22 protein-coding genes are annotated in these 20,679 nt (G+C 71.7%); 16 read left to right on the top strand and 6 right to left on the bottom strand.

Going from position 1 to position 20,679, the window contains the following annotated elements; genetic code table 11:
- Window positions 1–36 precede the first annotated feature (36 nt).
- From ACFSL2_RS07275 to ACFSL2_RS07255, 5 genes are all read left to right on the top strand, one after another.
- Window positions 37–933 carry a hypothetical protein gene (locus ACFSL2_RS07275; protein WP_377197211.1) on the top strand — a complete coding sequence of 299 codons (897 nt, stop codon included), beginning with the start codon at window positions 37–39 and terminating at the stop codon, window positions 931–933.
- Window positions 930–2,672 carry a murein biosynthesis integral membrane protein MurJ gene (gene murJ / locus ACFSL2_RS07270; RefSeq protein WP_377197210.1) on the top strand — a complete coding sequence of 581 codons (1,743 nt, stop codon included), beginning with the start codon at window positions 930–932 and terminating at the stop codon, window positions 2,670–2,672. The genes ACFSL2_RS07275 and murJ overlap by 4 nt, the downstream gene beginning before the upstream one ends.
- A gap of 128 nt (window positions 2,673–2,800) precedes the next feature.
- Window positions 2,801–4,477: a CTP synthase gene (locus tag ACFSL2_RS07265; protein WP_377197209.1), complete on the top strand. Its 1,677-nt coding sequence runs from the start codon at window positions 2,801–2,803 to the stop codon at window positions 4,475–4,477.
- Window positions 4,474–5,106: an NUDIX domain-containing protein gene (locus ACFSL2_RS07260; RefSeq protein WP_377197208.1), complete on the top strand. Its 633-nt coding sequence runs from the start codon at window positions 4,474–4,476 to the stop codon at window positions 5,104–5,106. Before ACFSL2_RS07265 ends, ACFSL2_RS07260 begins: the two co-directional genes overlap by 4 nt.
- 66 nt (window positions 5,107–5,172) lie before the next feature.
- Entirely contained in the window at window positions 5,173–6,168 is a 996-nt protein-coding gene (locus ACFSL2_RS07255) for a hypothetical protein (protein WP_377197207.1), read from the top strand.
- Between the two features lie 39 nt (window positions 6,169–6,207).
- Here ACFSL2_RS07255 and ACFSL2_RS07250 read toward each other — a convergent pair whose 3' ends face one another.
- Window positions 6,208–6,510 (bottom strand): hypothetical protein, encoded by a 303-nt coding sequence (locus ACFSL2_RS07250; protein ID WP_377197206.1) that lies wholly within the window; start codon window positions 6,508–6,510, stop codon window positions 6,208–6,210.
- Between ACFSL2_RS07250 and ACFSL2_RS07245 the strand changes: the two genes are divergently transcribed.
- Both ACFSL2_RS07245 and ACFSL2_RS07240 read left to right on the top strand, forming a co-directional pair.
- Window positions 6,470–6,592: a hypothetical protein gene (locus ACFSL2_RS07245; RefSeq protein ID WP_377200900.1), complete on the top strand. Its 123-nt coding sequence runs from the start codon at window positions 6,470–6,472 to the stop codon at window positions 6,590–6,592. The genes ACFSL2_RS07250 and ACFSL2_RS07245 overlap by 41 nt on opposite strands.
- Window positions 6,592–7,764 carry an FAD-dependent oxidoreductase gene (locus ACFSL2_RS07240; protein WP_377197205.1) on the top strand — a complete coding sequence of 391 codons (1,173 nt, stop codon included), beginning with the start codon at window positions 6,592–6,594 and terminating at the stop codon, window positions 7,762–7,764. Before ACFSL2_RS07245 ends, ACFSL2_RS07240 begins: the two co-directional genes overlap by 1 nt.
- A gap of 102 nt (window positions 7,765–7,866) precedes the next feature.
- On the opposite strand, the gene ACFSL2_RS07235 is transcribed toward ACFSL2_RS07240, so the two are convergent.
- Window positions 7,867–8,790 carry a COX15/CtaA family protein gene (locus ACFSL2_RS07235; RefSeq protein WP_377197204.1) on the bottom strand — a complete coding sequence of 308 codons (924 nt, stop codon included), beginning with the start codon at window positions 8,788–8,790 and terminating at the stop codon, window positions 7,867–7,869.
- 158 nt (window positions 8,791–8,948) lie between these two features.
- On the bottom strand, window positions 8,949–9,674 hold the full coding sequence (locus ACFSL2_RS07230; protein ID WP_377197203.1) for an SDR family oxidoreductase: 726 nt from the start codon (window positions 9,672–9,674) through the stop codon (window positions 8,949–8,951).
- A 78-nt stretch (window positions 9,675–9,752) separates the two neighbouring features.
- Between ACFSL2_RS07230 and ACFSL2_RS07225 the strand changes: the two genes are divergently transcribed.
- Window positions 9,753–10,340, top strand: coding sequence for a TetR/AcrR family transcriptional regulator (locus ACFSL2_RS07225; protein WP_377197202.1), 588 nt, complete (start codon window positions 9,753–9,755; stop codon window positions 10,338–10,340).
- Between the two features lie 108 nt (window positions 10,341–10,448).
- On the opposite strand, the gene ACFSL2_RS07220 is transcribed toward ACFSL2_RS07225, so the two are convergent.
- Window positions 10,449–11,213, bottom strand: coding sequence for an ABC transporter permease (locus tag ACFSL2_RS07220; protein ID WP_377197201.1), 765 nt, complete (start codon window positions 11,211–11,213; stop codon window positions 10,449–10,451).
- The gene (locus ACFSL2_RS07215) at window positions 11,210–12,292 is read right to left on the bottom strand and encodes an ABC transporter ATP-binding protein (RefSeq protein WP_377197200.1); all 1,083 of its coding nucleotides are present in this window, start codon (window positions 12,290–12,292) and stop codon (window positions 11,210–11,212) included. Before ACFSL2_RS07215 ends, ACFSL2_RS07220 begins: the two co-directional genes overlap by 4 nt.
- Window positions 12,293–12,514: 222 nt before the next feature.
- Between ACFSL2_RS07215 and ACFSL2_RS07210 the strand changes: the two genes are divergently transcribed.
- From ACFSL2_RS07210 to ACFSL2_RS07175, 8 genes are read left to right on the top strand one after another with little or no spacing between them, the layout of a single operon-like run.
- Window positions 12,515–13,276 carry a helix-turn-helix transcriptional regulator gene (locus ACFSL2_RS07210; protein ID WP_377197199.1) on the top strand — a complete coding sequence of 254 codons (762 nt, stop codon included), beginning with the start codon at window positions 12,515–12,517 and terminating at the stop codon, window positions 13,274–13,276.
- Window positions 13,276–14,724: a Fe-S cluster assembly protein SufB gene (gene sufB / locus ACFSL2_RS07205; protein ID WP_377197198.1), complete on the top strand. Its 1,449-nt coding sequence runs from the start codon at window positions 13,276–13,278 to the stop codon at window positions 14,722–14,724. Before ACFSL2_RS07210 ends, sufB begins: the two co-directional genes overlap by 1 nt.
- Window position 14,725: 1 nt before the next feature.
- Window positions 14,726–15,928, top strand: a complete 1,203-nt coding sequence (gene sufD, locus ACFSL2_RS07200; RefSeq protein WP_377197197.1) for a Fe-S cluster assembly protein SufD — start codon at window positions 14,726–14,728, stop codon at window positions 15,926–15,928.
- The gene (locus ACFSL2_RS07195; protein ID WP_377197196.1) at window positions 15,925–16,269 is read left to right on the top strand and encodes a non-heme iron oxygenase ferredoxin subunit; all 345 of its coding nucleotides are present in this window, start codon (window positions 15,925–15,927) and stop codon (window positions 16,267–16,269) included. Before sufD ends, ACFSL2_RS07195 begins: the two co-directional genes overlap by 4 nt.
- A 37-nt stretch (window positions 16,270–16,306) precedes the next feature.
- A complete protein-coding gene (gene sufC, locus ACFSL2_RS07190; RefSeq protein ID WP_377197195.1) occupies window positions 16,307–17,077 on the top strand; it encodes a Fe-S cluster assembly ATPase SufC in 771 nt (256 codons plus the stop codon).
- 44 nt (window positions 17,078–17,121) lie between these two features.
- Window positions 17,122–18,453, top strand: coding sequence for a cysteine desulfurase (locus tag ACFSL2_RS07185; protein ID WP_377197194.1), 1,332 nt, complete (start codon window positions 17,122–17,124; stop codon window positions 18,451–18,453).
- A gap of 34 nt (window positions 18,454–18,487) precedes the next feature.
- Window positions 18,488–19,003 (top strand): Fe-S cluster assembly sulfur transfer protein SufU, encoded by a 516-nt coding sequence (sufU, locus tag ACFSL2_RS07180; protein WP_377197193.1) that lies wholly within the window; start codon window positions 18,488–18,490, stop codon window positions 19,001–19,003.
- Window positions 19,004–19,013: 10 nt separating this feature from the next.
- Complete coding sequence (locus tag ACFSL2_RS07175) at window positions 19,014–19,391, top strand: metal-sulfur cluster assembly factor (RefSeq protein WP_357469914.1); 378 nt, start codon at window positions 19,014–19,016, stop codon at window positions 19,389–19,391.
- Between the two features lie 259 nt (window positions 19,392–19,650).
- Here ACFSL2_RS07175 and ACFSL2_RS07170 read toward each other — a convergent pair whose 3' ends face one another.
- A complete protein-coding gene (locus ACFSL2_RS07170; protein ID WP_377197192.1) occupies window positions 19,651–20,610 on the bottom strand; it encodes an NADP-dependent oxidoreductase in 960 nt (319 codons plus the stop codon).
- Window positions 20,611–20,679 lie beyond the last annotated feature (69 nt).

Genomic DNA, 20,679 nt, shown 5'->3' with positions numbered 1-20,679 from the left:
CGGAACCGAACGACCGACACAGACCGAGGGGTAGTCATGGGTGCAGGCAGGTTCATCGCCGCTGGCATCGTCGCAGGCGTCGCGACGGTGCTCGCGCGCCGCAAGCTGGACGAGAAGGTCGCCGAGGGCGGCCTCGGCGGCGCCGCCCTGTGGACGCGGACCAACCACCGCGGCGAACCGATCAGCCTGCTGGAGGGCCCCGCGGTCGCCGCGGGCCTGGTGGCGGGCGCGGCGGTCGGCGGCGGCCAGGCACCCGGCGCGACGGCGTTCGCCACGGCCGCCGCAGCCGGCTTCGGCCTCGTCGACGACCTCGCCGAGGACACCTCGGTGCGCACCAAGGGCCTCAGGGGCCACCTCGGCGCCCTCAAGGAGGGGCGGCTGACCACCGGCGGGCTCAAGGTGCTCGGCATCTCCGGCACTGCGCTCCTCGCCGCCGCGGCGGGCACCCGCCGCACGGGCGGCGCGTTCGGGCACCTGGTCGACGTCGGGCTCAACGGTGCGCTCATCGGGGGCACCGCGAACCTGATCAACCTCTTCGACCTGCGTCCCGGCCGGGCGCTGAAGGCCGGGGCGGCCGTCAGCCTCCCGTTCATGCTCGGCGGCGCGGGCGCCACCGGCGCCGTCCTGGGCGCCGCCGCCGCGGCCGCCCCCGGAGACCTGGGGGAGCAGGACATGCTGGGCGACGGCGGCGCCAACGCGCTCGGCGCGCTCGTCGGCAGCCAGATCGCGTTCAGCGCGCCCCGCGCGGTGCGGTGGGCGGCGCTCGCCGGCGTGGTCGGGCTCATGCTGACCGCAGAGAAGGTCAGCTTCTCCAAGGTCATCGCCGGCAACGAGTGGCTGAACAAGGTCGACATGCTCGGTCGGCGCCCCGTGGTCGAGGAGCCGGTGGCCGAGCTCGTCGAGACCAAGCCTGTGGCTTCCCCGGGCGCGTGAGCCGCGCCAGAACCCTGGCGAGCGCGGCGCTGCTCGTCACGGTCGTCACGCTCGCCAGCCGGATGGTCGGCTTCGGCCGATGGCTGGGACAGGGCTGGTGGCTCGGGGCAGAGGGCGTCGGGACGGTCTTCAACTCCGCCAACCAGCTGCCCAACCTGCTCTTCGAGGTGGCGGCCGGCGGCGCGCTCGCCGGCGCCGTCGTGCCGCTGCTGGCCGGGCCGCTGAGCCGGGCCGCGTTCACCGCGGACGGAACTGCCGCCTCGAAGGAACAGGCGTCCAAGATCGCCTCGGCGCTGCTGGGCTGGACGCTGGTGGTGCTGGTGCCGCTGGCCGGTCTGATGGCGCTCCTGGCGCGTCCGATCATCGGTCTGACCGGACTGACCGACCCGGTGCACGTGGACGTGGCCACCGGATTCCTGCGGGTGTTCGCCGTGCAGGTGCCGCTCTACGGCCTGGCCGTCGTGCTGGGTGGCATCCTCCAGGCGCACAAGCGGTTCTTCTGGCCGGCGTTCGCGCCGCTCGTCTCCAGCCTCGTCGTCATCGTGGTCTACGCGGTCTTCGGCGCGCTGGCGGACGGTGACCAGCAGGACGTCGCCGCGCTGTCCGCCCGGGCGCTGGAGTGGCTGGCCTGGGGCACCACGATCGGCGTGCTGTTCCTCGCCCTGCCGCTCGTGGTGCCCGTGTGGCGCACGGGGCTGCGGCTGCGGCCCACGCTGCGGTTCCCGTCGGGGGAAGGCCCCCGGGCCGCGCGCCTGGCCTTCGCGGGCGTGGGCGCCCTGGTCGTCCAGCAGCTGTCGATGTTCCTCACGCTGCGCGCGGCCAACGCGGCCGGTGGCGACGGCACCCTGTCGGTCTACCTGTACGCGCAGCAGGTGTACCTCCTGCCGTACGCCGTGCTGGCCTTCCCCATCGCGACCAGCGCGTTCCCGCACTTCGCCGAGCACGCGTCGGCCGGACGCCTCGACGAGCTGCGTGCGCTCGTGGCCCGCACCACCCGGACCCTGCTGCTCGTGACGGCCGCCGGCGTCGCCGCGCTGATGGCCGCGGCGCCGTTCGTCGAGCGGGTCTTCGACCTCATCGTGCGCGGTGACGCCCCCGGCATGGCCACGGGTCTCATCTGGCTGGCGCCGGGGCTGATCGGCTTCGCCCTGATCCTGCACCTGTCACGAGCGCTGTACGCCGTCGACCACGGCCGGGCCGCCGTCATCGCGACCGCGAGCGGGTGGGGCGTGTCCGCGATCGGCGCCGCTCTCGTCCCGCTGCTGTTCGCGGGGCGCTCACCGGGGCCAGGCTGCGCCGGGCCGTCCTGCTCCGAGTACGCGCTGCGGAACGACGTCATGGCGGTCCTCGGGGCGGTCGGCACGGCCGGGATGATCGTGGCCGGACTGGGCCTGCTCCTGGCCGTGCGCAGGCACCTGGGCCCGGACGCGCTGCGCGGCGTCTGGCGGGCGCTCGGGGCGCTCGTGGTGGCCGCGGGCGCCGGGACCGCCGTCGGCTGGCTGGTGCCCGCATGGCTCGCGCCGCAGCGGCTCTCCTTCGGCTGGTTCGCGTCCTCGCCGTCCGGCGAGGTGTCGTTCGACGTCGGCGGGTTCGCCGCCGCTCTGGGCCTCGGGCTGGCCGTCGGGCTGCTGGCCGCGCTCGTCACGGTGGTGCTCGCCGCGCTGCTCGACCCCGGTCTGCGCGCCGCCGTCGGCCCGCGCCTCGGCAAGCTGTGGAGGAAGTTCTCCCGCAGGGCCTGATCCGGCGGGCGCGATGGGCTCCGCGGGGGCAGACTCGATCGGAACAAACCGACAGTCCGCGAGGTGAACAGCGGGTGTGCTGGGAGTTACACCACGAGCACGCTGTACCTCGGATAGGGTGGAGTTCCGTGGTCGAACACCGAAGCAGTCTCCAGTCCCGTCAGCGGTCCGGCGCCTCCACGCCGACCAAGCACATCTTCGTCACCGGTGGTGTGGCGTCCTCTCTCGGCAAGGGGCTGACGGCGTCATCGCTCGGCCGTCTTCTCCGCTCGCGTGGGCTCAGCGTCACCATGCAGAAGCTGGATCCCTATCTCAACGTGGATCCCGGCACGATGAACCCGTTCCAGCACGGTGAGGTCTTCGTCACCGAGGACGGCGCCGAGACCGACCTGGACATCGGGCACTACGAGCGCTTCCTCGACGTCGAGCTCCCCGCCTCGTCCAACGTGACGACCGGCCAGGTGTACTCCCGCGTCATCGCGAAGGAACGCCGCGGCGAGTACCTGGGCGACACCGTCCAGGTCATCCCGCACATCACCGACGAGATCAAGTTCCGGATGCGCGAGCAGGCGTCCGAGGCCGTCGACGTGATCATCACCGAGATCGGTGGCACCGTCGGCGACATCGAGTCGCAGCCCTTCCTCGAGTCCGCCCGCCAGGTGCGGCACGAGCTCGGACGCGACAACGTGTTCTTCCTGCACGTGTCGCTCGTGCCGTACATCGGCCCCTCCGGCGAGCTCAAGACCAAGCCGACGCAGCACTCCGTGGCCGCGCTGCGCTCGATCGGTATCCAGCCCGACGCCATCGTGCTGCGCTCCGACCGCGTGGTGCCCGAGAGCATCAAGCGCAAGATCGCGCTCATGTGCGACGTCGACAACGAAGCAGTGATCAACTGCGCCGACGCCCCGTCGATCTACGACATCCCGCGCGTCATCCACACCGAGGGCCTGGACGCCTACGTGGTGCGCCGCCTCGGCATGCCCTTCCACGACGTGGACTGGGACGGCTGGAGCCGCCTTCTGGAGCGGGTGCACGAGCCGGAGCACAACGTCGAGGTCGCGCTGGTCGGCAAGTACATCGACCTGCCCGACGCGTACCTGTCCGTGACCGAGGCGCTGCGCGCCGGTGGCTTCGCGAACGACGCCAAGGTCGGGATCCGCTGGGTCGCCGCGGACGACTGCCAGACGCCGGAGGGCGCCACGGCGTCGCTGGAGGGTGTCGACGCGGTGCTGGTCCCGGGCGGCTTCGGCGTGCGCGGCATCGACGGCAAGGTCGGAGCACTGCGCTGGGCGCGCGAGAACCTCGTGCCGACCCTCGGCATCTGCCTCGGGCTCCAGTCGATGGTCATCGAGTACGCCCGCAACGTGCTGGGCTGGGACGACGCGTCGTCCACCGAGTTCCACCCGAGCAGCAGCCACCCGGTCGTGGCGACCATGGCAGAGCAGAAGGCGATCGTGGAGGGCGAGGGCGACATGGGCGGCACCATGCGCCTCGGCGCCTACCCGGCACAGCTCACCGCCGGCTCCGTGGTGGCGAAGGCGTACGGCAGCGAGCGCGCGACCGAGCGTCACCGGCACCGGTACGAGGTGAACAACGCCTACCGCGGCGAGCTGGAGGACGCGGGCCTGCTCATCTCGGGCACGTCGCCCGACTCGTCGCTCGTGGAGTTCGTCGAGCTCCGGGCCGACATGCACCCGTACTACGTGTCCACGCAGGCGCACCCCGAGTTCAAGTCGCGACCCACGCGTGCGCACCCGCTGTTCTCCGGGCTGATCGCAGCGGCGCTCGAGAAGCAGGCCGGATGAGCGCCGAGGACGTCACCGACGTCATCGACCCGCGTCCGGCGCGTCGGCTGGACGTCCCGTTCCAGGGGTTCGTGGTCGACATGGTCTCGGACGAGGTCGACCTGGGCGAGGCCGGTGGCATCGTCCGCCGGGAGTACGTCGACCACCCGGGCGCGGTGGTCGTGGTGGCGCTGAACGACGACGGCGACGTGCTGCTCCTGCGCCAGTACCGGCACCCCGTCGGCGCGTTCCTCTGGGAGGCGCCCGCCGGTCTGCTCGACCTGGACGGTGAGGACCCGCACGTCGCGGCGGCCCGTGAGCTGGCCGAAGAGGCCGACATGTCCGCGGGGACGTGGGACGTGCTCCTGGACCTGCTGCCCACGCCGGGCGGCAGCAACGAGGCCGTGCGGGTCTACCTGGCCCGCGACCTGACACCGGTGCCCGACGACGAGCTGCACACGCGTGAGGCCGAGGAGGCCGACATGGTCGTGGTGCCGGTTCCGCTGGAGGAGGCGGCCGCACTGGCGCTCGCCGGCAAGCTGCACAACGCGGCGACCATCGCAGGCGTGCTCGCCGCGGCGATCGGCCGGGCGTCCGACTGGGAGACGCTGCGCCCGGTGGACAGCCCGTGGGAGTACCGCAAGAACTGACCGGAGTGCAGCCCGGTGACCGGTCGTGGTTAGAGCGACATCATCGGGCTGCGCTATCCTCCCCGCGTGACCAGCGAACCCGACATGCTTCCCAACGTATCGTCCCTTCCGGCGTGGCTCGTTCCGTCCGTCTACCTCAACTGGTCCGAGGACTGGCTGGGCGAGGCGGTCGCCATCGCGAGCCGCAGCCACGAGCACCGTCTGCCGGGTGGTGCGGACGGACCGCAGCGCGGCGACGTGGTCGTCACCGTCGTGGGCTCCGAACCCGGCATCGTGGCCGCCGTGGAGCTCATGGGCACCAGTCAAGGTGAGGACTGGGTCAGCGACGAGGTGTTCGGCCCCGACAAGCCGGTCGTCTGGGACGACCTCTTCAACGGCGCCGCCGCCTACGCGCGGTCGTCCGGCTGGCTCCCCCAGGAGCACGCCCGGCTGGTGCTCGACGGCATCGCCCACCAGTACAAGCACGGCGCCACCGGCACGCTCGACGCCGGCAACTGCGAGACCGACGAGCTGTCGCCGAACCTGCACGTGCTGCGGCTGCTCGGACACAAGCAGGTGGCGGGCGCCGACCTGCGCCGCGAGGAGCGGTGCGCCTCCTGCGAGCGGTTCGTCGACGTCATGCACATGCGGCCGCACGACGACGGTGCCCACACCGGCCAGACCGGCGAGCGCCCCCTCGGTGAGCTCATCGAGCAGACGTTCCTGGTGTGCGCGCCGTGCCACGCCCTGCTGCACCCGCATCCGGTGCTGTCGCAGCGGGCGCAGATGCGTCCGTCCTGCCCGTCGTGCGGCCAGCGGGGCGCCACCAAGCGCATCGTGTGGGGTCAGGCCATCCACGACAACATGAAGCTCGAGCCGGACGTCGTGTACGGCGGCTTCGACACCCCGGTGCCGACGCCCGACTGGTACTGCCCCGAGTGCTACGCGAACTTCTCGTCGGGTGCCGTGGCGCAGCGCGCGCTGGGCGACCTGCCGGAGGCCGCGCCGGTGCCCGTGCCCGTGAGCGCGGGGGCGATCGGTACGCCGCCGAACGGCGAGGACCTCTGGATCCCGGAGGTCTGACCCGGGTCCGTGTCTACCCAGCGATTCGGCCTGGAACTCTCAGTGGTTTCGGGCGGAATCGCTGGGTAGAAGTTTGCTCTCACACTCGGCGTCCGTCGTGGTGGCCAGCGTGCCCGCGACGAGTGCGCGCGCCAGCTCGTGCGCCGACGGGACGCCGGCGTCGCTCGGCGTGGTTACCAGAGCGAACAGCGCGGCGCCGTAGAGCGTGATGAGGAGCGGGGCGGCCCGTGGCGGCAGGTCGAGACCCAGCAGCGCGTGCTGGTCACCGGTGAAGGCGGCAGTACCGCCGGCCAGGCGGGACATGGCAGCAGCGAGCGCCGGGCGCCGCCGCGACTCGAGCACGAGATCGAAGATCGCCAGGTACCGGTCACGCAGGGACGACGACGCGGTCTCCAGCGAGATCCCGATCAGCCGGGAGGCGTGATGGCCAGGAGTGCGATAGTTGTCGGAGCGGGGATAGCGGGCCTGACCACGGCCAACGCCCTGCTGCGCTGTGGCTGGGACGTCCAGGTGCTCGAGCGTTCGCCCGAACCGCGCACCACGGGTGCCGGCATCGTGCTGATGGCCAACGCGCTGCGCGGCCTCGACGCGGCAGGGGTGGGCGGCGCGGTGCGGCCGGCGGGCCGGCCGATCTCCCCGGGCATGCTCCGCGACGGCTCGGGCCGGCCGCTGGTCCACCTGTCGGCCGAGCGGATCGCCGCACGGCTCGGCACCATCGCCATCGCCTTCCACCGGCCCCGCCTCCAGGCGGCCCTCCTGGAGGCCCTCGGCGAGGCCCGCGTCACCTACGGCGCGGAGGCGCTCGCGGTCGAGCCCGGCGACACGGCACGACCCGCCACCGTCACCCTCGAGGACGGCTCCACGCTGAGCGCGGACCTGGTGGTCGCCGCCGACGGCGTCCGGTCGAACCTGCGCACCGCCGTCGCACCGGACGCGACGGAGCCCGTGTACGTCGGGTCGACGACCTGGCTCGCCGTGCTCGACAACCCCGGGATCACCGAGATGTCTCAGACCTGGGGACCGGGTGGCGAGTTCGGCCTGATCGCCCTGGCCGACGGGCAGCTCTACTGGTACGCGACACAGGTGGGCCCGCCGGGCCGGCCGACGGGCGACCCGGTCGCGAACCTGGACGCCGCCAGGGCAGCTTTCGCGGGCTGGCACGACCCCATCCCGCAGGTCCTGGCGGCCACACCGCCGGAGCGGCTGCTGCAGCTCGACCTCTACGGCTTCCCGAAGCCGATCCCACGCATGGCGCGAGGCCGGGTCGCCCTGGTGGGCGACGCGGCGCACGCGATGCCGCCGAACGTGGGCCAGGGGGGAGGCCAGGGGATCGAGGACGCCGTGGTGCTGGCGGCATCGGTCTCCGGCGCCGCCACGGTGGTCGAGGGCCTCGCCGGCTACGACCGCGTGCGGCGTCCCCGGACCGCCGGGGTGCTGCGCTCGGCCTGGGCGAGCGCGCGGTTCGGCGAGCAGCTGGCCAACCCGGCGCTCGTCGGCATGCGCAACGCGCTGCTGCGCGCGCTCCCGTCGGGCGTCATGATCGGCGCCATGGAGCGGTTCGCGCGGTGGGCGCCGCCCGTGCTGCCGGTGCGCTGATGCTGGCGCTCTGTCGCGAGGTCGTGACCTTGCATCGAGATCGGCACAGGCCTGGACCGACCTCGATGCGAAGTCACGACTTCGGGGCCAGAGTTGCCGGACTCAGCGCACGCGGTTGCTCAGCCAGACCCGGGTGCTGCCCGCGATCAGCACGGCCGCACCGATCATGTGCAGACCCACCAGCAGCGCGGGCAGGTCGGTGAAGTACTGCACGTAGCCGATCAGCCCCTGGGCCAGCGTGATGGCGAGCAGGATCAACGCCGCCCGACGCACGGGGGCAGGGCCGCCCCGCACGGCGACCAGATAGGCGACCAGGACAGCCAGGAACGCCCACACGGCGGCGGCGTGCCATTTGGTCAGCAGCGCAGGGTCGACGGCGATCCGGTAGCCCACCTCGGCGTCGCCGCTGTGCGGGCCCGCACCCGTGGTGAGCACGCCGAGCACGACCACGACGGCGGTCAGCGCCGCGAGTGCCCACGCGAGGGCGTGGGCACGTGGCCCGACCACACGGGTCGGGGCGTCGTCGCCCTCGCCGTGCCGGTGCAGCACGTAGAGCGACGCGGCCACGAGGGCTGCCGACACGCCGAAGTGGAGCGAGACCCAGCCCGGGTGCAGGTCCAGCAGCACGACGATGCCGCCGATCACGGCCTGCGCCAGCACGCCGATGATCGGCACCAGGCCGAGCAGGCGGTAGGACATCGACCGCTTCAGGTCGGTGCAGACCGCGACGGCGACCAGCACGCCGATGACCGCCAGCACGCCGGTGAGGGTGCGGTTCCCGAACTCGATGTACGGGTGCAGGGTCGTTGCCTCGTGGAACTGCGGGGTGAACTGGCCAGGTTCGCACTCCGGCCACGTGGAGCAGCCCAGCCCGGACTCGGTCAGGCGCACGGCGCCGCCGGTCCCGATGATGCCGATCTGGCCGATCAGGTTGGCCAGGAGGACGGCGCGCGTCCAGTGGCGGTAGCGGTCGATCCAGCCGGCGAACGCGGCGAACCGGGACGTGGGGGCGGCGGTTGCGGTCACAGCCCAACGCTAGCGGCCGGCGCCGGCGTCGTGCTCCGTGCACGGCCCGGACCGGGTGTGATCTGCGCCCGGGCGCGGAGGGGTCGGGCCGGATGCGGGCCGACCCCTCCTGCCGGTCTGTCCTGCCGGGTCTGTCGTGGTGGGCCAGCCCTGCTGGGTCAGGGCACGAACCCGGCGAGCTGTTCGTCGAGCCACGGGTAGAGCTCTTCGGCCCTGGTGCCCATCCGGGACCGCAGGTCACGAGTCGGTTCGTCGGCCAGCACCTCGAGCGCGCCGTCCGCGACGCCGTCGTAGGCCTGGGCGACCACGCTCTCGGCGGTGACCTTCGGAACGTCCCACCGCTGGGTCATCGGCGTGTCGACCATGCCGACGAGGAGGCCGATCACGTGCGTGCCCTGGGCCCGCAGCTGGAGCCGCAGCCCGTTGGTGGCCGACCACATCGCCGCCTTCGACGCGGCGTAGCCGGTCGGCACGTTGCTCCAGGCCGCCGCGGACAGGTTGTTCAGGAGGGTCCCGCCGCCGTTGGCCGCGAGCACCGGCGCGAAGGCGTTCGCGACGCGCAGCGTGCCGAAGAAGTTCGTCTCGAAGGTGCGACGTAGCTCGTCCTCCGGCCCTGCGACGGAGTCACCGGCCGGCGCGATGCCCGCGTTGTTGATCAGCAGGTCGACGTCGGAGGCCGTGGCAGCCGCCCGGGTGGCGTTGTCCGGGTCGGTGAGGTCGAGGCTCAGCTGCTGGATCCTGGGGTCCGCCCAGCGGCCGGGGGAGCGGGTCCCCGCATAGACCTTGCGGGCCCCGCGGTCGAGCGCCTGCTGCACGAACTGCGCTCCGAGGCCGCCGTTGGCGCCCGTCACGAGCACCGTCCGGCCGTCGAGTGTCTGGTTCATCTATACTCCTCGATCATGTGGGGAGTCTCCCCGGATCAGTATGTGGGGAGAGTCCCCAGTTATGCAAGGAGGGATGCCATGCCTGCTGCTCAAGGTGCTGCCACACCGGCGCCGCGACCCTTGCGGGCCGATGCGCGCCGCAATCGCGACGCGGTCCTGCGTGCGGCGCGGGAGACCTTCGCGGAGGACGGCGTGCTCGCGTCGCTGGACGGCATCGCCCTGCGGGCAGGGGTGGGGAACGCCACGCTCTACCGGCATTTCCCGACCCGGGACGACCTGCTGGCCGCGGTCATGGAGGACTACATCGGCACGGCGCTCGCCGAGGCCGACGAGCTGGCTCGTTCGCACTCCCCGCGGGAGGCGCTCGTGGAGTGGCTGGTGCGGCTGACGTGGCAGCTCCGCATCTGGCACGACCTGCCGTACTGCGTCGCCACGGCGTACGACGACCCGGAGTCGCCCCTTTACTCCGCGTGCAACCCGCTGCTCGTGCGGACGGGCGACCTGCTCGACGCCGCCAAGGCGTCGGGCGACGCGGCGAAGGCCGTCACCCGGGACGAGGTGTTCGAGCTGGCCACGACGCTGTCCTGGGGTGTCGACCGGTTCGCGGACGACGAGCGGGCCGGGCGCCGCCGCGTGGAGATCGGGACGGCGGGCATCTTCGCCTGACCCGGGTCCGGGGATGAGTTCGGTCGGTTGACCTGAGATCGGTCCATTGAAGGACCGATCTCAGGTCAACCGACCGAACTCACTGGTTTGCCGAGCACCAGCGGAAGCTCAGTGCCAGCGGAAGAGGCGGGCGGCGCCCGCACCGAGCGCTGCGGTCCAGCCCAGCAGGATCACCACGGAGAACGCCGGCACGGACCCGTGCAGCAGGGCGCCCCGCATCGCCTCGCCCAGGGCGCCCGACGGCAGCAGCACCGCCACGTGCGCCAGCGGCCCGGCAAGCTGCGCGGCGGGCAGCAGCACGCCGCCGCCCACGGTGAGCAGCACGAGGACGAGGTTGGCCACGGCGAGCACGCCCTCGGCGCGCAGCGTCCCGGCCAGCAGCAGGGCCAGCGCGGTGAACGCCGCGGTGCCCAGCAGCCCCGCCCCGATGGCGGCGGGCAGCGCGCTCAGCTCCGGCCGCCAACCGAGCCCGAGCGCGACGGCGGCGATGACGATCACCTGCACCACCTCGACGGCGAGCACGCCCAGCACCTTGCCGGCCAGCAGCCCGGTGCGGCCCAGCGGGGTCGTGGCCAGCAGGCGCAGCACGCCGTTGCGCCGGTCGAAGGCGGTGGCGATCGCCTGCGAGGTGAACGCCGTGGACATGATGGCCAGCGCCAGCACGCCGGGCGTCACGAAGTCGATCCGCGTGTACCCCTGCGTGTCGAGGTCGATGAACGACGTCCGGACCAGGCCGACGAGTACGAGGACGGGTAGCACGATCGTCACGAGCAGCTGCTCGCCGTTGCGCAGGATCGCCCGCGCCTCGAACGAGGCCTGGGCCGCGATCCGGCGCGCGGCGGGTGCGGCGGCCGGAGTGGTCTGGACGCTCATCGCAGGTTCCTCCCCGTGAGGTCGAGGAAGACGTCCTCGAGGGTGCGTCGACCGGTGGTGACCGACCGGGCGAGCACACCGCGGTCGGCGAGCCAGGCCGTCACGGCGGCGAGCGCCGCGGCGTCGACCGGTCCGTTCACGGTGTACACGCCGGCCTCGCTCTCGCTGCCCACCCACCCCTCCGCGCTCCGTTGAGTGCTGGGTATCTGTTGGTCCGCGGCCTGCTGACCCGACAAATGCCCAGCACTCAGCGAAGGGGGGAGGGTGGTGAGGAGGTCCGTCAGGTCCAGGCCGGGGGTCGCCTCGATGCGGATCGAGCCCGGCCCGGTGCCGTCGCCGTCGGTCAGCTCGCGGACGCTGCCGGAGGCGATCAGGCGGCCGTGGTCCACGATGTGGACGTGGTCGGCGAGGTCGGCGGCCTCGTCCATCAGGTGCGTGGTCAGGACGATGGCGACGCCGTCGGCGCGCAGCTCGCGCACGAGGTCCCAGACGGCGCGCCGGCTCTGGGGGTCCATGCCGGCGCTGGGCTCGTCGAGGAAGACGACGTCGGGCCGCCCGACGACCGCCGCGGCGAGGGCGACGCGCTGGCGCTGGCCGCCGGACAGGCGGCGCACCGTGGTGCGGGCGAAACCGTGCAGGCCCAGGCGTTCGGCGAGCTCGTCCACGGGGCGGGGCGTCGCGTACATGGCGGCGACGTGGCGCAGCAGCTCCAGCGCGCGCACGCCGGTGGGCAGGCCGCCGTCCTGCAGCATGACGCCGACGCGAGGGCGGAGGGCGCGGGCGTCGGCGACGGGGTCGAGGCCCAGCACGCGGACCGTGCCGCCGTCGGGGGAGCGCAGACCTTCGCAGCACTCGATGGTGGTGGTCTTGCCCGCGCCGTTCGGTCCCAGGACGGCGGTGACGGCGCCGGGGCGGGCGACGAGGTCGAGGCCGTCGACGACCGCGCGGCCGTCGTAGCGTTTGACGAGCCCGTGCACCTCCACGGCGACCTCGGCGGCAGCACCGGCAGGACGATGTGGCGCGGCGCCTGCGGTGGCCGCCTGGGCGGAGTCGATCGCGGGCGCGTCGGACGGGGGCACCGGACAATCGTAGGCGGCGGTCGGAGGGGCGTCGTCGCACTACGTGACCTGGTTGTGGACCGCAGGTGTGAGATGTGTCGCGATCGGCCCGAACTGAGGCTCGCCTTCCTTGCGCATCTCGAATTAGGGAACAAGGATGTTCTCAAAAGCATTGCGTCTAGGAAGGCGTGCAGAACCGGGGCTGGACCATGCCTCCGGACGGACGTGAGGGAGGTGACCAGGATGAGCGCACCGACACAGGTGCCGGTCGGCCACGTGGCGAGCCACGAGACCGACGGTACGACGCGCCGGCGAGTACTCGAGCTGGTCGCGTCCCGGGGCCCGGTCACCGCCGGTGCCCTCGCCGCCGTCCTCGAGCTGACGGCGCCTGCCGTGCGCAGGCACCTGACCCTCCTCGAGGAGGACGGCAAGATCACGGTGCACGAGGCCTCGCGGTCGGGTGCTCCCCGGCGCGGCCGGCCTGCCCGGCGGTACGTCGTCACCAGCGGCGGCCAGTCCGAGCTGGCCGGCGGATACCAGGAGATCGCGCGGCAGGTGCTGCGGTTCCTGCGTGACACGGGCGGCAGCGACGCGGTGGCGGGCTTCGCCAAGGAGCGGTTCGACGCCGTCGCCCGCAGCTATGCACCGCACCTGACCGCCGACACGGCCGAGGGCCGGGCAGCCCAGCTCGTCCAGCTGCTGTCCGCCGACGGCTATGCCGCTTCCGTCCGCCCCGTCCCCGCTCCGCTGACGGGCCCCACGGCAGGCACCGTGGCCCGGGCGGTCCAGCTCTGCCAGGGGCACTGCCCGGTCCAGCACGTGGCCGAGGAGTTCCCCGAGCTGTGCGAGCAGGAGGCTCGCGCGTTCAGCGAGCTGCTGGGCTCGCACGTCCAGCGCCTCGCGACCATCGCGGGCGGCGCACACGCCTGCACCACGAACATCCCCGTGAACCTCCCTCTACACACCCCCGCGACGAACATCCCCGCGACGACCGAAGGAAAGTGATGAGCGCAGAAACGCAAGCGCCAGAGCAGCGCTCCGACCGGCAGACCGACGAGGAGATCATCTCCTCCATTGGCTCCTACGAGTACGGCTGGCACGACAGCGATGCCGCTGGCATGTCCGCGCAGCGCGGCCTGAGCGAGGACGTTGTCCGCAACATCTCGACTCTGAAGAACGAGCCCGAGTGGATGCTGAACCAGCGTCTCAAGGCGCTGCGTCTCTTCGGCAAGAAGCCCATGCCGAGCTGGGGCTCCGACCTGTCGGGCATCGACTTCGACAAGATCAAGTACTTCGTGCGGTCGACGGAGAAGCAGGCCACCTCCTGGGAGGACCTGCCCGACGACATCAAGAACACGTACGACAAGCTCGGTATCCCCGAGGCCGAGAAGCAGCGCCTCGTCGCGGGTGTCGCCGCCCAGTACGAGTCCGAGGTCGTCTACCACCAGATCCGTGAGGACCTGGAGGAGCAGGGCGTCATCTTCGTCGACACCGACACCGGCCTGCGCGACTACCCGGAGCTCTTCCAGGAGTACTTCGGCACGGTCATCCCCGCGGGCGACAACAAGTTCTCCGCGCTGAACTCGGCCGTGTGGTCGGGCGGCTCGTTCGTCTACGTGCCGCCGGGCGTGCACGTGGAGATCCCGCTGCAGGCCTACTTCCGGATCAACACCGAGAACATGGGCCAGTTCGAGCGCACGCTGATCATCGCCGACGAGGGCTCGTACGTGCACTACGTCGAGGGCTGCACGGCGCCGATCTACACGTCCGACTCCCTGCACTCCGCGGTGGTCGAGATCATCGTGAAGAAGAACGCCCGCGTGCGCTACACGACGATCCAGAACTGGTCGAACAACGTGTACAACCTGGTCACCAAGCGCGCCACCGCCGCTGAGGGTGCCCAGATGGAGTGGGTCGACGGCAACATCGGCTCCAAGGTCACCATGAAGTACCCGGCGATCTACCTGCTGGGCGAGCACGCCCGCGGCGAGACGCTGTCCATCGCCTTCGCCGGCGAGGGCCAGCACCAGGACGCCGGAGCCAAGATGGTCCACGCGGCGCCGAACACCTCGTCGTCGATCGTGAGCAAGTCCGTGGCGCGCGGCGGCGGCCGCACGTCCTACCGCGGTCTGGTCCAGGTGCTCGAGGGCGCCTCCCACTCCGCGTCCAACGTCCTCTGCGACGCGCTGCTGGTGGACCAGATCTCCCGCAGCGACACCTACCCGTACGTGGACGTCCGCGAGGACGACGTGTCCATGGGGCACGAGGCCACGGTCTCGCGGGTGAGCGAGGACCAGCTGTTCTACCTCATGTCCCGGGGTATGGAAGAGACCGAGGCCATGGCCATGATCGTGCGCGGGTTCGTCGAGCCCATCGCGCGTGAGCTGCCCATGGAGTACGCACTCGAGCTCAACCGCCTCATCGAGCTGCAGATGGAAGGGTCCGTCGGCTGACATGACTCTCACGACCGATCACTCGCGCGCTGTTGCCGACGGCGCCCACACCCACGGCGCCGTCAAGCCCCAGGGCTCACGAGCAGAGCGCCGCACCTCCTTCTCCCTGGAGGACATCCCCATCCCCAACGGCCGTGAGGAGGAGTGGCGGTTCTCGCCGGCCGACCGGCTCCAGCCGCTGTTCCAGGCCGACCTCGGCACCTCGGGCGTCACCGTCCAGGTGACCGCGGCCCCCGAGGTCCAGGTGGAGACCGTCGCCCGCGACGACGCCCGCCTGGGCACCGCCGGCAAGCCCGGCGACCGCACCGCCGTCACCGCGTGGAACGCCTTCGAGCAGGCCACGATCGTGACGATCCCCAAGGAGGCCGTGGCCTCCGACGTCACCTCCGTGCGCCTGTCGGGCGTGTCGAAGGACGCGACCGCGGCTCACGTGCTGGTCCGTGCCGAGCGGCACTCCGAGGCCGTGGTGGTCCTGGACCACGACGGCGCCGGCACGCTCGCCGAGACCGTCGAGATCGTCGTCGAGGACGGCGCGCACCTCACCGTCGTCAGCGTCCAGGACTGGGCCGACGGCGCCGTGCACGCCTCCTCGCACCGGGCCCGGCTGGGCCGCGACGCGAAGCTCAAGCACGTCGTGGTGACGTTCGGCGGCGACGTCGTCCGCATCACGCCGGACGCCGAGTTCACCGCCGAGGGCGGTGACGTCGAGATGGTCGGCCTCTACTTCGCGGACACCGACCAGCACCAGGAGCACCGCCTCTTCGTGGACCACGCGGTGCCGGACTGCAAGTCCCGCGTGACCTACAAGGGCGCCCTGCAGGGCTCCGGCGCGCACACCGTGTGGGTGGGCGACGTGCTGATCCGGGCCGCGGCCGAGAACACCGACACCTACGAGCTCAACCGGAACCTCGTGCTCACCGAGGGTGCGCGCGCGGACTCCGTGCCGAACCTCGAGATCGAGACCGGCGAGATCGCCGGCGCCGGCCATGCCAGCGCCACCGGCCGGTTCGACGACGAGCAGCTCTTCTACCTCCAGGCCCGGGGCATCCCCGAGATCGAGGCCCGCCGTCTCGTCGTGCGCGGCTTCTTCGCCGAGCTCATCCAGGAGATCGGCGTCCCGTCCGTCGAGGAGCGTCTGCTCGCCTCCATCGAGGCCGAGCTGGAGAAGTCGATGAGCGTGATCACCGGAGCGCCGACCGCATGACCGCACAGCTGGCCTGCATGACGGGCGACCTGGCACCGGAAGAGGCGATGCTCGTCGAGCTCGACGGCGCCGACGGCGCCCCGGTCCCGGTCGCCGTGGCACGCGACGCGGACGGCAACTTCCACGCCGTCTCCGACATCTGCTCCCACGGCGCCGTCTCGCTGTCCGACGGCGAGGTGGAGGGCTGCCTCGTGGAGTGCTGGCTGCACGGCTCCCAGTTCGACCTGCGGACCGGCCAGCCCGTCCAGCTACCGGCGGTGCGCCCCGTGCCCGTCTACCCGGTGACCGTCGACGGCGAGCGGGTGCTCGTCGACATCGACGTGACCGTGCCCGTGTCTTGAACCATTGACTTCGCAAGCTAACCCTGGAGTAACCGATATGCCCACCCTCGAGATCCGCGACCTGCACGTCAGCGTCGAGACCAAGGAAGGCCCCAAGCCGATCCTGCGCGGTGTCGACCTGACCATCGCCAGCGGTGAGACCCACGCCATCATGGGCCCCAACGGCTCCGGCAAGTCGACCCTCGCGTCGGCGCTCGCCGGCCACCCCAAGTACACGGTCACCTCGGGTACCGCCACGCTGGACGGCGAGGACCTGCTGGCGATGACCGTCGACGAGCGCGCCCGCGCCGGCCTCTTCCTCGCCATGCAGTACCCGGTCGAGGTCTCCGGTGTGTCGGTCGCCAACTTCCTCCGCACCGCCAAGACCGCCATCTCCGGCGAGGCCCCGAAGCTCCGTACCTGGGGCAAGGAGGTCAAGGGTGCGATGGAGAACCTCCGCATGGACCCGGCCTTCGCCGAGCGTTCCGTGAACGAGGGCTTCTCCGGTGGTGAGAAGAAGCGCCACGAGATCCTGCAGATGGAGCTCTTCAAGCCCCGCTTCGCGATCCTCGACGAGACTGACTCCGGCCTCGACGTCGACGCGCTGCGCGTCGTGTCCGAGGGCGTGAACCGCGCCAAGGAGGAGACCGACATCGGCATCCTCCTCATCACGCACTACACGCGCATCCTGCGGTACATCAAGCCCGACTTCGTGCACGTCTTCGTCGACGGCAAGATCGCCGAGGAGGGCGGCCCCGAGCTGGCCGACCGCCTCGAGGAAGAGGGCTACGACAAGTACCTCGGTGCGAACAAGTCGATCTCGGCCTGATCCACTGCTGACGATCCACTGCTGACGTATCGCGAAGGGACACCATGACCACCACCGCCACCGTGCGTCCGGGCGACACCGCCCCGGGCGACGCGACCGCCGTCGAGATCTCGACGACCGAGCTGGCCGCCGTCCGGGCGGACTTCCCGCTGCTCGAGCGCACGGTGCGGGGTGGGAAGCCGCTGGTGTACCTGGACTCCGCCGCGACGTCCCAGAAGCCGCAGGTGGTGCTCGACACCGAGGTGGACTTCTACGAGCAGCGCAACGCGGCGGTCCACCGCGGCGCGCACCAGCTCGCCGAGGAGGCCACCGAGGCGTTCGAGCAGGCGCGTGCGGCGGTCGCCGCGTTCGTCGGTGCGGACGAGGGCGAGATCGTCTGGCAGCCGGGTGCGACGGCCGCGATCAACGTCGTGGCCTACGCCTTCTCCAACGCGACCCTCGGTCGTGGGGGAGAGGCGGCCGCGCGGTTCCGCCTCGTGCCGGGTGACGAGATCCTCGTCACCGAGGCCGAGCACCACGCCAACCTGGTCCCGTGGCAGGAGCTGAGCGCCCGCACGGGCGCCACCCTGCGCTGGATCCCGGTGACCGACGACGGCCGGCTGGACCTGTCCGGCCTCGACGCGCTCGTCACCGGGCGCACCAAGGTGCTGGCGTTCGGGCACGTCTCGAACGTGACCGGTGCCGTGGCACCCGTCGCGACCCTCGTGGCGGCGGCCCGGCGCGTGGGCGCCCTCACGGTGCTCGACGCCTGCCAGTCCGTGCCGAACATGCCCGTGGACTTCCACGAGCTCGGCGTCGACTTCGCCGCGTTCAGCGGGCACAAGATGCTCGGTCCCACCGGCGTCGGCGCGCTCTACGGGCGGCGCGAGCTGCTCGAGGCCATGCCGCCCACCGTCACCGGCGGGTCCATGGTCGAGGTGGTGACCATGGAGAGCACCACCTACGCGCCGCCGCCGCAGCGCTTCGAGGCGGGCACGCAGATGGTCGCCCAGGCCGTCGGCATGGGCTGCGCTGCCCAGTACCTCGACGAGCTCGGTATGGCCGGCGTCGCCCGGCACGAGACCGAGCTCGCGGCGGAGATGCTGAAGATCGCCGAGATCCCGGGCGTGCGCGTGATCGGTCCGCTCGATACGGCCGACCGCCTCGCCGTGGTCTCGTTCGTGGTCGACGGCGTGCACGCGCACGACGTCGGACAGGTGCTCGACGACAAGGGGATCGCCGTGCGGGTGGGACACCACTGCGCGCAGCCGCTGCACCGCCGGTTCGGCGTGGCGGCCACGGCACGCGCGTCGGCGTCGGTCTACACGACGGTCGAAGAGGTCGTGGCGTTCCGGGAAGCGCTGGCGGGGGTCCGAGCGTTCTTCGGAGCAGAATGAGAACTTCGGCGAGACTGTTCGGACGGTTGTCCGGATGGTCTTTCGCAAGATCGAGAAAGGCAGCGTCGTGAGCACGCTCGAGCAGATGTACCAGCAGGTCATCCTGGACCACGCGAAGCACCCGGTGGGTCGCGGGCTCGTCGACGTCGCGTCGCCGGCCCACGGGCACCTCGCCGGGGAGTCGCACCAGGTGAACCCGACGTGCGGTGACGAGGTGACCCTCCGGGTCGACGTCACCCCGGAGGGCTCCGTGGCCGGCGTCTCGTGGGACGGTCAGGGATGCTCCATCTCCCAGGCGTCGGTGTCGGTCATGACCTCGTTGGTGGAGGGCGTTCCCCTCGCCGAGGTGGCGCGGCTCGACGGTCTGTTCCACGACCTGATGTCGTCCCGCGGCAAGGGCCTCGACGACGACGAGGCGGAAGACGCCCTCGGCGACGCGACAGCCTTCACCGGTGTGTCGCAGTACCCCGCGCGAATCAAGTGCGCGCTGCTCGGATGGGCAGCGCTCAAGGACTCGCTGGCGCGCAGTGGCGCGCTGGCAACGAGGTGAGGAGAGACCGATGACTGAGGCGAGCACCGAGGTCGGGCAGGAAGCCCCGGCCGCTCCCGCTGACGGGGTGGGCCCTTCGCCCACCACCGCGGTGGACGTCGAGGAAGCGATGCGCGACGTGATCGACCCCGAGCTGGGCATCAACGTCGTCGACCTGGGCCTGGTGTACGGCATCCAGGTGGACCAGAACAACCACACGACCATCGACATGACGCTGACATCCGCGGCCTGCCCGCTGACGGACGTGATCGAGGACCAGACCGCGCAGGCGCTCGAGGGCATCGTGGACGGGTTCCGCGTGAACTGGGTCTGGATGCCGCCGTGGGGTCCGGAGAAGATCACGGACGACGGCAAGGAGCAGCTGCGGATGCTCGGGTTCAACGTCTAGTCGCGAGTCGCAGCGCAGGGTGCGGGCCGAGGAACGACGCACGCGCTCGCAGCGGAACCGCAGGCTCAGACGTCTGAGGATCGAGGAGGTCGGGCGGCAGGTCCCTGAACCAGGGAGATGCCACCCGACCTCCTTCTTCTCTTCCGGGCCTGCGCTCCTGGTGTGCGGCCTCATCACTGGTGGCATCCGCCGCTTCGCAACCGAGGCTCCACGGGGGTGAACGCCGAGAGACGACGAGTGCCCCAGTTCCCGGCCATTTCTACAGGTCGATGACGACCTTGCCGTGCACGTGCCGGCCGGACTGCAGCTCGGCCGCGGCGCGGATCTGATCGATCGGGAAGGTCGCCGTGATCGGTACCCGCAGGCGGTCGGCCGCCACGTGGCCGGCGATCTCCTCGAGGGCGTTCTGCGGTGCGTTCGCCCCGTTCGCCGGTGTGATCCCGTCGACCGCGGTGGCGATGGTGGTGATGCGCTCGTCCGGCACGCCGAGCTCGCGTGCCGCCTGTGCCGTGTCCGTCCCGTGCAGGTCCAGGGCTGCTGTGACGCCGGCGGGCGCCAGCGCGCGTACACGCTCGACCAGGCCGTCGCCGTAGGTGACGGGCTCGGCGCCCAGGGCGCGCAGGGCGTCGGCAGAGGTCGAGGACCCCGTCCCGATCACCCGCGTGCCCGCGAGGCGCGCGAGCTGGACGGCGAACACGCCGACCCCGCCTCCCGCGCCGCCGATGAGCACCGTGTCGCCGGGGCCCGGGGCGACCACGGCGAGGGCAGCGGCCGCAGTGCGGCCCGCGATCGTCAGCGTGGCCGCGGTACGGTCGTCGACGCCATCGGGGGTGTGGAGGGCCTCGCCGCCTGCGGCGATCGTCCCCGTCACGTCCACGATCACGTGGTCGGCGACCGCGCGGGACATGGCGCCGCCGAACACCCGCTCGTCGACCGCGAACCCGGTCACGCCGTCGCCGATCTGATCGACGATCCCCGCGTAGTCGGTGCCGAACCCGCACGGCAGGGTCAAACCGAATCGTGCGGCGGTCTCCGCGTCGGACGTCATGAACCAGTCCATCGGGTTCAGCCCGGCCGCGGTCACCCGCACGCGAATCTGACCGGATCCGGCCTGCGGCACGCGTACCTCGCGGACGCTCAAGGCATCCGGGCCGCCGAACGACTCGAACTGGGCCGCCCGGCTCGTGGTCGTCGACATGTCGATGCTCGGTTCTGTCATGGTCACCTGTCTCCTCGCGAAACGACGTAAACGGACTATGCTCCGGTTGACGAACCCGACGTTAGCATA

The sequence above is a fragment of the Promicromonospora aerolata genome, from assembly GCF_042682255.1.
Lineage (GTDB): Bacteria > Actinomycetota > Actinomycetes > Actinomycetales > Cellulomonadaceae > Promicromonospora > Promicromonospora aerolata.
This window is presented reverse-complemented; position numbering and strand designations above follow the sequence as displayed.